Source organism: Desulfovibrio sp. JY (genome assembly GCA_021730285.1).
In the GTDB taxonomy this organism is placed as follows: domain Bacteria; phylum Desulfobacterota; class Desulfovibrionia; order Desulfovibrionales; family Desulfovibrionaceae; genus Solidesulfovibrio.
The window spans coordinates 4,404,737-4,417,463 of record CP082962.1 but is presented as its reverse complement, the minus strand read 5'-3'; the positions used below and the strand labels follow the sequence as shown (position 1 = coordinate 4,417,463).

Annotated in this window: 5 protein-coding genes and 1 tRNA gene; 5 read left to right on the top strand and 1 reads right to left on the bottom strand. The window is 54.2% G+C overall.

Going from position 1 to position 12,727, the window contains the following annotated elements:
* Positions 1–16: 16 nt before the first annotated feature.
* Complete coding sequence (locus K9F62_19830) at positions 17–1,477, bottom strand: DegQ family serine endoprotease (GenBank protein ID UJX40904.1); 1,461 nt, start codon at positions 1,475–1,477, stop codon at positions 17–19.
* A gap of 418 nt (positions 1,478–1,895) precedes the next feature.
* Between K9F62_19830 and K9F62_19825 the strand changes: the two genes are divergently transcribed.
* The 5 genes from K9F62_19825 (at position 1,896) to K9F62_19805 (ending at position 12,534) form a co-directional block, all read left to right on the top strand.
* Positions 1,896–1,972, top strand: a tRNA-Arg gene (locus K9F62_19825).
* Between the two features lie 229 nt (positions 1,973–2,201).
* Positions 2,202–5,372 (top strand): hypothetical protein, encoded by a 3,171-nt coding sequence (locus tag K9F62_19820; protein UJX40903.1) that lies wholly within the window; start codon positions 2,202–2,204, stop codon positions 5,370–5,372.
* 2 nt (positions 5,373–5,374) lie between these two features.
* On the top strand, positions 5,375–7,894 hold the full coding sequence (locus K9F62_19815) for a hypothetical protein (protein UJX40902.1): 2,520 nt from the start codon (positions 5,375–5,377) through the stop codon (positions 7,892–7,894).
* 17 nt (positions 7,895–7,911) lie between these two features.
* Positions 7,912–10,689, top strand: coding sequence for a DEAD/DEAH box helicase family protein (locus K9F62_19810; protein ID UJX40901.1), 2,778 nt, complete (start codon positions 7,912–7,914; stop codon positions 10,687–10,689).
* 48 nt (positions 10,690–10,737) lie between these two features.
* Positions 10,738–12,534 (top strand): helix-turn-helix domain-containing protein, encoded by a 1,797-nt coding sequence (locus K9F62_19805; protein ID UJX40900.1) that lies wholly within the window; start codon positions 10,738–10,740, stop codon positions 12,532–12,534.
* Positions 12,535–12,727: the final 193 nt, after the last annotated feature.

Sequence of the window (12,727 nt, the reverse complement as noted above, 5' to 3'; positions counted from 1 at the left end):
GCCTGCGGGCGATTGGTTATTTGGATTCCTTCAGGGGCACGGTCCGGAAGATGGTCTGGCGCTGCCGCTTGATCTGCAGCATGACGACGCCCTTCTTCTTGCCGTCGGTGTCCACCACCTTCTTGAATTCCTCGGGGGTGGAAACCGGCTGCTGGTTGACTTCGAGCACCACGTCGCCCGGGCGCACGTCGGATTGCTCGGCCTCGGAACCGTCCGCGACATCCGTTATCAGCAGGCCGCGCGCCTTGTCCATGCCGAGGGCCTTGGCCTCCTTGCCGCTGACGGGGCGCAGGGACATGCCGATGACAGTGGTGGCGTTTTCCGGTCCGGACTCGTCGCCTTCCATGCCCTGGCCGCGCTGTTCGGCCAGTTTCTTGGCATCGCGCTGGCCCAGGGTGACGGAGACGGTGACCGGCGAGCCCTTGCGCAGGAGCGTCATTTCCGTCGATTCGCCGGGCTTCAGCGCGGCCACGCGGCGCAGCAGCTCGTTGGAATTGTCCACCTTCTCGCCGGCGATGGCGGTGATGACGTCGCCGCTTTTCAGGCCGGCCTTGGCGGCGGGCTGTCCTTCGATGACCGAGGTGACCAGGGCGCCCTTGGTGTTGTCCATGCCGAGGGCCTTGGCCGTATTCGCGTCGATGTCCTGGATGGTGACGCCGAGCCAGCCGCGCTTGACGGACTTGCCCTGGCGCAGCTGTTCGATGACGTTTTTGGCCATGTCGGACGGGATGGCGAAGCCGATGCCCTGGCCCGAGGCCACGATGGCGGTGTTGATGCCCACGACCTTGCCGTCGAGGTCGATCAGCGGACCGCCGGAGTTGCCGGGGTTGATGGAGGCGTCGGTCTGGATGAAGTTGTCGAAGGGCCCGGCGCCGATGATGCGGCCCTTGGCGCTGACGATGCCCAGGGTGACGGTGTTTTCCAGGCCGAAGGGGTTGCCGATGGCCAGCACCCAGGCGCCGACCTTGAGCTTGGAGGAGTCGCCGAACTCCAGGTAGGGCAGGTTCGACTTGCCGTCGACCTTGAGCAGGGCCAGGTCGGTTTCCGGGTCGCGGCCGACGATCTTGGCCTTGACCGGGGTTTCGTTATCCTTGAACTGGACCTTCACCTCGTCGGCATTGTCGATGACGTGGTTGTTGGTCACGATGTAGCCGTCGGCGGAGATGACGAAACCGGAGCCCAGCGAGCGCTGCTTGTAGGGGTGCCCGCCGCCGCGTCCCTGGGGGCCGAAGAATTTTTGGAACTGGTCGAAGAAATCGTCCATAGGCCCGCCACCGCGCTTATGAAACTGCTCGAAGAGGTCGCGCATGTTTTCCTGGGCCTTGATGGTCTTGGTGGTGGAGATGTTCACGACTGCCGGCCCGGCCTTCTCGACCAGTTCGGTGATGTCCGGCAGGGGGATGCGCGCCGCGGCCAGGCTGGCCCAGGCCAGAAAGAGCAGGGCGGCGGTGAGGGGAGCGAGGATGCGTTTGGCCATGGTGGACTCCTGCGTCATTGCCGGGGGCTCTCCTTGTGGAGCCGGTCCGGGCGGTGATGCGATTTCCGGCGCGTACCGGAAGGTTTCGGGGTTTGTGGCGATGCTATTCGTTATACGCCGTACGAGGTTGTTGTAAACCGGGTCCGTGGACTTTTCCGTTTCGGGGCATCGGTTGGGCCCGTGTCCCGATGTCGTCTTGTCGTTTGTCTGGCATGCCGATTTATTGACAAGTTTCGCTTCGGCAAATAATAAAATTTGTTCGGCGCGCGTCAATTGGTGCCGAGGCGCGAAACAGCGGCCTTCGCAAGAATTGGTCAGAAAAGATAAGTTTTGAATTTCGCCATGTTAGCTGGTGGCGACAGGCCCGTGTCCGGGTCAAGCTGAAAGCTGCATGAACATCGTTTCATGCGCTTGCCCTGCTCCCGTAGCTCAGTTGGATAGAGCGATCGCCTCCTAAGCGATAGGCCATGCGTTCGAATCGCATCGGGAGCACCATAATTTCAAGGGGTTGGACTGAATGGGTCCAACCCTTTTTGCGTTTGGGGGAGATTCTGTCCATCTCCTGTCCATCCTTTTGGGAAAGAGGATAGTGCTTCTGCAGAATTTGCGGGTACTGTTGGTGGTTCTTTTGCCCATATATCGACTGATAAATTTCTCTTTGAATTGTTTCGTTTGGGCGATAAACTGGTTGCCGAAATAGCCTGTTCAACTTCAGGAGCCCCTCATGTCCAGCGCAAATGGTGAAGTCGTCATCGATCTTGCCCAATCCAGAGAAGCCAATGCCCTAAAAGCCGAAGAGCTTATTCATCAGCCGGCCCTGCGCACCATTGCCCGGCTTATTGGCGACATCCTAAAGCGCCGCGAAGATTACGTCAGAGCACTTAATAGTAATAACAAGGGGCTCCCTGTACGCACTCACGACGTGATCACCATCAACGGGCAGCGAGGTGTGGGGAAATCTACGTTCGTGCTTAGTGTTTTAAAAATATTAGACAGCGAGGGGGTCAAGGGACTCTTGCCCAAAGGTGATTACGGCTTAGCTCCCAAGGAGAATTTTCACTGCTTGGATGTCATAGATCCCACGTTTCTGGGGGACAGGGAAGTGGTGTTGCTGACAATTCTGCAGCGAATTTATCAGGCCGTCGATGATCACAGAAAGAAGCGTTGCTCCTCTTTAGAGGAACATTCCGACCAACGGTACGAGTCATGGCAGGAAAAGTTACGCAGACTGGCCAAGGGACTGCAGGTTGTCGGTGAATTCGACAACGGAAATGGGAAAAACCCCGATGTTTCTTGGGAGGACGAGCAGTTCCTGCTGCATGAGGGCATCAGCAAGGCCAAGCATGGACGTGATTTTGAACGCGATTTTCGTAATATTATACATGATAGCTTGGCATTAATAGGAAGAGATGTATTTGTTCTAGTGTTTGATGATATTGATACTCGTATAGACTCTGGGTGGAAAGTGCTTGAAGTTATCAGAAAATACTTGACGACACCTGAGTTGATTGTGCTCCTTTCAGGAGATATTGGACTTTACGAAACAGTAGTTCGTAAAGAGCAGATGAAGCAATTTGATTTGAATCTAAAGTATTCTAAGGATGATGTCCGTAATACTGAGAGAGAAAATGAGCTCATAGGTATAGTAGATCAATTGACCGGACAGTATCTTATGAAAGTTGCTAAACCAAGCAACATGGTAGATATCTTGAACTTTGGAGAATACCTGCGTGGAGTCGATACAAGTATTCTTGTTAACAAGAGTGTTGGCCCTAAAGAGGTCGCCATAGATGTCTTGATGGTGTTGAAATATATTGTCAAAGAGTGCCTGTTCTATCGCTCGTCAGCGGAAGTTGAAGTTTATGCCAGAGTACTTGCCGACCATCCCGCTCGTACGGTTGTGGAGATTCTTAGGTGCTATAGCTCGATTGCGGATGATTCATGGGAAGTGAAGCCGGATGCCGCCAAGGGAGGTGATAAGCTAGGCCCAGCCGAGGGTATCAGTCCAGCCAAGGTGGCCAGTCCTGCCAGGAAGTCCTTTCATGCCGGACTGGCAAAGATTTTCTATGTCCCGTTGCATCGTCTTGGCTTTACCACTCATCAGATTCAAGGCATCGGTTCAGCCCAATCGTTTGGCGACCTGATCACGAATTTACATAAGCATGGTATGTTTCAGCATGGAGTTCGTCTGCTTCCTGAGTTTACGGAACAGGCGGCCAACGACGCCATGCTGGCTCTCGGAGCTTGCTGGGCAGAAGCGATGACCAGCAATCCAGCTTTGTGGTTGGAATATATGCTGAAGGTAAGCCTTACTAAGGAGTTGATGAGCTGGAGCGGCAAGGATGATGTCCTGGAGTACGTCAAGCATGTCGGACTGACCGATATTGCTAACAGTCTTAAAGTGGCTCGATTTTCCGTCAGTTACATTCAACAAAATCCAAGTGATAGTTCAGCGAAAAAGATGAAGTTTGGGACGCTAGGTACTTCTTCTTATAGGAACTATATAAAATCATGGCAAAAAAAATACGCAAGATTGCCATTCTCTAAGGTTGTTGCTTCCGGTGGTGAATTTACTTTTGTGTCTATATTTAGTATTATAGGTGCAGTGGTTGAGTTGTTGTCGCTTGGTGGTTCAGGACCTTTGTCGTTTGACGAACAAGTGAAGGTATTTCGTAATAAAATAGAAGATATGGCTCAGCTGCGATCTTATCCTGTATTCGGTTTCGCTCCAGTTTCTGGAGAGAAATCGGCAAGAATAAAACAAACGCTTAGTGCAATCGTCGCAGAAGATGTTGATGATATATTTTATGATATGGGATATGCCGAGGAGGCAGAAAATTTCATTAAGAACTTAGTTTTGTGGGGTAACTATTGGAAAAAGCAGGTGCGACCGGTGCCAGTCGCAGTTTGGTCCAAGGCGATGACTCGATTTTGTTACACCCTAGTGTCCATCGACAATGCCATCCCGATAGATAAAGCGCCTGTTGGCCGATATCTGCATAGATGTATAATTGCTTTTTTTAATGCCGTGCTAGTTGAGGAATATCTTCATCTGGGCGTTGACACCGGGACCGAGCGTGTGACTCTGGCTAATCCAGTTACTTCTGATCGAATTTTTTCCCGAAATCTTGCCGTGCTTGGTTTGGCTAAGCCTTTTGAATTTGAGTCGGAAGATCCCATAATTACTTGTGACATTGCTTATGACGAAAATGAAGATCCCTATGAGCAAGAGCAGAATGAGGAAATAAGAGAGGGCACAACTGAATACTCAGAGGATTTTAGGTTGTTTAGAATGCTTTTTAGTTGTCCCCTGTGGGGGCTGTTTTTGCGGGCTCCCACTAAAATCATGCATGGATATACTTACAATGTTTTTAATCAACACATTATCCATTCAAGTCAGTGCTGTGGTGGAAAGCTACCATACGTTAAATGCATCAAGTCTCTTGAAGTTGTTTATGCGGACTCGTCGAAAGATAGATGCCGATCTATTAATATGTACAAGCCTTTGAACATGATGTGTGGTCGTGCGGTTGAGGGAGATGGTTTGTCAGATACAACTATGAGGGGGGGTATCTTGTCATACTCATATGCCGGGCCATCTACTGCGCAATTGAGTTACTTTGAGGAAAATTCTTGGTCTGACACATACAAAAAGATGTTGAAGGACTATAGCACAGACATATGTGCATACGCGAAAATACTCGACGTAAAGGGCATTGAGTCGGAGGTCGATAAGTATAAAATATATGATTTATGGATGCCTTTGGAAAAATTGTATTATCCTAGTAGCAGGCTTAAGCCCACATCTTCCCGGTTTGTGAAACAGTTGCTTCCGAATTTCGCTAGCATCATTCTTCCTAAGATGAATCGAGAACCCAATCAGCTTCCTGCGTAGCCATGCCGGAACGTATTCATCGCATTTTCTTGACTGATCAATACATTCTGGCGATCTACCTTCGGAATGTATTCTCTCGCCTGGATGCGTTTAAGACCAGTGTCTTGCTGGCGGAACGCCGCATTGAGACACGGCAGCCTGATCACGCCATTAGGCATCGCTTGCAAGCTGCCCTGGATGATGTCCCTTCCGTAGGGCAGGCCGTGCGCGTCAGTCTGCAGAATTTGGCCGAGGGCCATCTCAGGTTTCGTGGGGACAAGCTGTATGTCCGCGAGGAGCGTCTCGCTGACTGGCAAAATTTGCTGACGACAATGTCCCCAGTAGTTTTGGCCAGCGTGGCCGCTTGGCTGCAATTTGGAGTCTCTCAGGCTGCCAGCGACACAGTGAGGCCTCGTGCCCGCTGGGACGGCGAATACGCGACCTGGGAACAGATGCTGCTACAGACGTTCTCTCATGCCACTTTGCCCCCTGGGCAAAACGCGTTTTTGGAAGACCTTGCCGTCCGGGAGGGGCTTGTCGAACTGCATATGCACCTCAACGGCACCACCGAGGCCGACTTCGTATGGCAATTCGCCTTGAGCCGCCCCAAGCTGATGGCCTGGAACCTCAGGAAGGCAGCCAACGGAAAGTTTCGCGTTCAGGAATTTCTGGCCCAACACCAGTTGACCAGTGTCTGGGACTACTACCTTCTATTGTTGAAAGCCCGTCGTCTGCGCGACTTTATCGTCCGTATCCTGCTCAATCGGCCAGGGAGGTACCGCAACGGTCAAGGCCAGGAGCGGCAGAGCGACGATTCGGAACATAGCTATTCCAGTCGGGCAGCACTCAAGTATGCCCTTACGGCAGCCGGCGCGATGGACTCGTCCTGGATCGCCTTGTTGGGCGGCATGGATCATCCAATGGCTGTGGCCTACCCTTGTCAGTTTCCCTGCGGCGGGGGTAAATCCGTTCGGCTGGTCCGTCTTGAAGCTTTGATGTTGGCCCGGGCCTTTCGCCATCTGGGCCGGGGCCATGATGTGTTTGATCGGGCGCTGCATATCTATCTGCTTTTACAGAGTCGTTGCCAACGGCTCATTGTGCAGCAGGCCGAGCAATTCGGATTCGATCAGTTTCAAAAAATACCGGAAAATGACCTACGTTGTGGCGTAGAACAAAGATACGAAGACCGTTTCCACCAGTTACATGGTATGCATGGCCCGACTATGGGCTATGTTGAGGGACGATTTGCTCCAAAGGATACACGGAAAAGCAATTTTCTTTTGTTGAAGGGCATTCGTGAGGGATATGACAAGGCCTTCCGTACTCCTGAAAGGTCGTCCTCTTGTCCGCGATGCCGCCCACCCGTTACGGTGCTATCCGAGCGCACTCCGTCTCGACCCTTCGATCTGGCCCTTGTGGCACATTTCATCAAAACTCAGCAATCTGGAAAGGATGATGGAGTTTGCCGTCACTATAAGCTCCGCCAAAGCTTAATGAAAAAGGGGAGAGCGTTGTTGCGTACGCGCCAACTTCACCCTGAGTTCGCCAAACGCCTCGTCGGTGCGGACGCTGCCAACAATGAACTAGACGCACCTCCAGAAGTCTTTGCTCCGCTGTTCCGCCTGCTGCGCCGGGGGGGGCTCTGCAAGTTCACCTACCACGTGGGGGAGGATTTCATCACGCTTCCCTCGGGCCTACGGGCCGTGCATGAGGCCATCGACTTTCTGGAACTCCAAGCAGGCGATCGCATCGGTCATGGCACAGCCTTGGGCATGGACCCTGGATACTGGTTGAGATGCCGTAACAATACCCTCCACTGCGCCCGGGGCGAGTGGCTCGACAATTTGATCTGGGCCTACGGCCTCCTTCGGTACAAGGGGCACTGTTTGTCCGCCTGCCAACAACTGCGCGACGATATACGAGCCGGGTATCGCGAACTCTGGGGTACGGCAGCCCCTGATGTGGATCTGCTGATCGAAGCTTGGCAATTGCGTCACCTTGATCCCCTGGCTGCGCTCAGTCTGGATGGAGACATGCCGTCCTTGGGCGGCTGGGATGTCGAGGCCGACAGGGTTCGGCAAAGCAAGAGAAATCTCCCCGAGGCTTTCGACATCTTCAAGCGTTACCACACCAAACCGCAGAAAAAATGGAATGAAATCATACCGGTTTCCAAGCATCCTTTCACCGTCCCCGTGCTACAGGTGCTCCAGGATGCTGTGATAAAGATGACATGCCAGAAATGCATCGCCGTGGAGGTGATGCCTACCAGTAATTTACGCATCAGCGACTATGAACACATCTACGATCATCACGTATTCCGTTGGCTCAACAATAAGGGTGGACGCCCTGTCCCTACGGTCGTCATCGCCTCCGACGACCCGGGCATTTTCGCCACCAACCTGCGCAACGAAATGGGACTCATCCACAAGGGGCTGTGTCAGATGGAAGGCCTGGACGAGACCAGGGCCAACAACATCCTTCAAGATCTCCACGATACCGCTCGCAGGTACCGTTTCGGGCTGGGCCTTCCCAGGAAAATTTAACTCGTGAAGCCACCACTATGACCAACACCGCCTCGGCCCAGACACCGGAGCAGCTTGCCCGGATAAAAATCGATGCGCTTCTGGCGTCGGCGGGTTGGGTCATCCAGAATGCCGGGGATATGAACCGCAAGGCTTCGCTTGGTGTTGCCGTTCGCGAGGTGCAGCTTTCTTCCGGTCCTTGCGACTATCTTCTCTTTGTAGATGGCAAGGCGGCTGGCGTTGTTGAGGCCAAGGCGGCCGGCGCGACGCTCAGCGGCGTGGCCGAGCAGTCTGATCGGTATATGGGGTCTGTTCCATCACATTTTGCCAAGTGGTCCGACACCCTCGTTTTTGATTACGAGTCTAACGGCGAGGAAGTCCAATTCAAGGACATGCGCGACCCCAGGCCACGTTCCCGGCGCATTTTTGCCTTTCATACCCCCGAAATCCTGCTTGCCTGGCTGCGGCAGGACGCATCGTTACGGGCTAAACTTGCTTCGCTGCCGCCGATTGAACCGGCCCGGCTTCGGGACTGTCAGATAGAGGCTATAGACGGTCTGGAACGGTCCCTGGCCAGGGACGAACCCCGCTCGCTCATCCAGATGGCCACGGGGGCGGGCAAGACGTTTACCGCCTGCACGTTCAGTTATCGGCTCATCAAGCACGCTGGGGCGCGGCGCATTCTCTTTCTGGTGGACCGCAAGAACCTGGGCGACCAGACGTTGCGCGAATATCAGGATTACCATCCTGTCGGGGCTGCCAACCGCTTTACGGACACGTACATCGTCCAGCACTTGCACTCCAATCGTATCGACCCGGACGCCAAAGTGGTCATTACGACCATTCAGCGGCTGTACTCCCTGCTTCAGGGAAAGGAATTGGACGACGAGGCCGAGGAGGGGTCGGCGTTCGAGACGTGGAACGGCCAGGAGGGGGGCATTCCTCCGGTCAGATATAATCCCGACATCCCTATTGAGACTTTTGATTTTATCATAACTGACGAATGCCACCGCTCGATTTATGGGCTTTGGCGGCAGGTGTTGGAATATTTCGATGCGTACATCATCGGTCTGACGGCCACGCCTTCACGGCAAACGCTGGGTTTTTTCAATCAAAATCTTGTGTCCGAATATCCGTATGAGCGGTCGGTGGTGGACGGGGTCAACGTCGGCTACGAGGTCTTTCGGATTAGAACCCGGATTACCGAGCAGGGCGACACGGTGGAGGCGGGGTATGCCGTGCCTGTGCGCGACAAGCGGACCCGGGCGCTTCGTTACCGGCAGCTTGACGAGGACATGGATTACTCCGGGCAGGAGCTGGATCGGTCGGTCACTGTCCCGAACCAGATTCGCACCGTCATTCGGAGCTTCAAGGATGCCCTGTTTACCGAGCTTTTCCCGGACCGGTCTGGGGAATGGGTTCCCAAGACGCTCATTTTCGCCAAGGACGACAACCACGCCGAAGAGATCGTGCATATCGTCCGGGAGGTCTTTGGCGAGGGCAACGAGTTTTGCCGCAAGATCACCTATCGGAACACCTCGGACAAGCCTAAGGCGTTGATTAAAGGCTTCCGGGTCGATCCCATGCCCAGAATCGCCGTGACCGTGGACATGATCGCCACGGGCACAGACGTCAAACCCATTGAGGTTTTGCTTTTCATGCGCGACGTGCGCTCCCTTGGCTATTTCGAGCAGATGAAGGGCCGGGGCGTGCGCTCCATTGAGGCTGCGGATTTGCAGGCCGTGACCCCGGACGCCCGGACCAAGACGCGCTTTGTGCTTGTGGATGCAGTCGGCGTCACGGAAAGCGAGAAGACCGCTTCCCAGCCGTTGGAACGCGTCCGGGCCGTCGCCTTCGACAAACTCCTGACCCAAGTTGCCCAGGGGCGGCGCGATGCGGACGGGATTTCGAGTCTGGTCGGGCGGCTGGCGCAGTTGGAGCGTAAGATCGACCCTGAGGACGCGCAGCGTGTTGCCGCCGCCACGGGCGGGCTTTCGCTGCACGGCATGGCGGCCGGCCTTTTGAGTGCCATCGACCCGGACAGGCTTGAACAAGCAGTTCGGGACACGCATGGCGACCCGGCCCAGGCGACCGAAGCACAGCGGCAGGAGATTGAGGAGCAGCTCAAGGACGAGGCTTGCGCGGTTTTCGATAATCCGACGGTGCGCAATCTGCTGATCGACCTGTGGCAGAAATCGCAGCTCATCATTCATGAGACGGCTACGGACGAGGTCTTGTCGGCCGGCTATGACCTCAACATCGCCCGGGGAAAGATCACGAGTTTCCGGGAGTTCATGGAGCAGCGCAAGGACGAGCTGCTCGCCCTACAAGTGCTTTACAATCAGCCCTATGCCAAGCGCCAGTTGACCTATGCCTCGGTCAAGGAGTTGGCCGACCGGATCAGCGACCGCCCGTTTCATCTGACCACGGCCGACGTCTGGCAGGCCTATAAGCGGCTGGAGGCCAGCCGGGTCCGGGGCGCGCCGTCGGATAAGGTCTTGACGGATATCATTTCCCTCGTCAGGTTCGCCCTCGGCCGCGACACCGAGCTGGAGCCCTTCGGCGTCAAGGTGGAGCAGCGCTTCAATCTGTGGATCGGCCGCCAGAAAAAGGCCGGCAAGGAATACTCCGAGGAGCAGATGGGATGGCTGCGGCTGATCCGCGACCACCTGTCCGCCAACGTGGAGATAGCGCCTCGGGATTTCCTGGAATCGCCGAGCCTCAACGGCCAGGGCGGGCTGGTGGCGGCGCGGCGAGCGTTCGATGGTGAGCTGGAGGGGATTTTGAACGATTTGACTGATGCTTTGGTTGCTTAAGTGATTTGGGAATTAAATGATGGAGGTGCTTTGCCTCCAGGATGGATTGTGGCGTCGCTTGCACAAGTAGTAGATATCAAAGGTGGCGTGACGGTTGATAAGAAAAGGTCGGTTGTTGGTGGTGTTGAAGTCCCTTATCTTCGAGTCGCTAATGTTCAAGATGGCTATATTGACCTTGGTGAGGTTAAAAGCATTGTTGTCACAACGGATATCGTTGATAGATTAAAGTTGATGCCTGGAGACATTCTTTTGAATGAAGGCGGGGATAGAGATAAGCTCGGGAGAGGATGGGTATGGCAAGGGCAGTTGCCCGTGTGCATTCATCAAAATCATGTATTTCGTGCGCGGCCTTTTTTAGGGGATTTGTCTTCTAAATTTTTATCGTTTTACACAAATGCGTTTGGTAAGAAGTATTTTTTTGATGAAGGAAAGCAAACAACGAATCTTGCTTCAATTAGTCTCTCAAAGCTTAAGGCCCTGCCAGTCCCGATAGCGCCAGCGAACGAACAAGTCCGCATCGTCTCCAAAATAAAAGAACTCTTTACCGACCTGGACAAGGGCGAAGAGTCCTTGCGCCGAGCGCAGGCGTTGCTCAAGAAGTACCGTCAGTCCGTTCTCAAGGCGGCAGTGACGGGCGAACTGACCCGCGAATGGCGCGAGAAGAATAAGGACCGCCTGGAGAGTGGGGAAGCCCTTCTTAAGCGTATCTTGAAAGCTCGCCGCGAGGCCTGGGAAAAGGCCGAGTTGGCGAAGATGAAGGCCAAGGGGAAAAAGCCCAAAGACGACTCGTGGGAGGCCCGGTATGTGGAGCCGGCGGGGCCGGTTGCGGCGGGGTTGCCGGAGTTGCCGGAGGGGTGGACGTGGGCAAGCTTGGGGCAGTTACTTTCAGAGCCATTGAAAACGGGATTTTCAATTAAGGGGACAACTGTTCCACCCGGAGTCCCTTCGTTAAAGTTAAACGCTATTGGTGATAGTAGAATTGATTTTTCAAAAGTAAAGTATTTACAAGTCCCAGAAGATACTGTCTTGGATATTCAGGTACGAGAAGGTGATTTCTTTATAGCGAGGGGGAATGGTTCTGTTGATCTTGTGGGGAGAGGTGCGACGGCGCAAAATGTGAATGGTTTTTTTATATATCCAGATATTATGATACGATTAAGATTTTTGAGTGCTGCAAATTCTAGTCAGTTTGTGCAAAATATTTGGGAAAGCATGTTTGTCAGAAAACAGATAAAATTAATGGCTAAAACGACTGCGGGTATATATAAAATTTCTCAAGCGCAAGTCATGTCTATTGTTATCCCAATCCCACCTCTTGATGAACAGAAAGTGATCGCTCAGCGGATTGTAATGTCAAACGAGTTGAGCGTTCGTAGCGCGAATGAATTTAGTAGCATTTTGAGGATTAATGATTCTCTTCGCCAATCCATCCTCAAATCCGCTTTCACCGGCAAACTCGTCCCGCAAGACCCCAATGACGAGCCTGCCTCGGAGCTGCTCAAGCGTATAGCGGCGCAAAAGGCCGCCCAGGCGGATTCCCGCCCGCGCCGTGCAACCGGCCCCTGGAAGAAAACAACCCAGTCCAAGCCGACAGTGCAAGTAGCAGCCCCGGCGGCAGTGCCGGCAACGCCCTTTGCTCCTGTTCCGGCTGTCCCGAAAAGGTCCATTCAGACTTTGGCCCAACTTCGTAAGGCCGCCAGCCTGTCCCAGGCGGCCCTTGCCAAGGCGGTCGGCCTCAACCAAGCCTATATATCGCAGATGGAAACCGGAAAACGCGCCGTGACCGAGGAGCAGCGGCAGGCCCTGGCCAAGGCGCTCGGCGTCGGCCCGGATGCTCTGCTGTAACGCTATGCCGTCCATATGCATCATCACCGGCCCCGATGGCGCGGGCAAGACCACCTTCGCCCGGGAATATCTGCCCAACGAGGGACGAACACATGCAGCCTAACGGCTCCGAATCCGATCAACACAGGCGCAATATCAAAATCGCCCTGACGCGCGCCTCCGGCCGCGCCGAGAAAATCGCCCGCGAGATGAG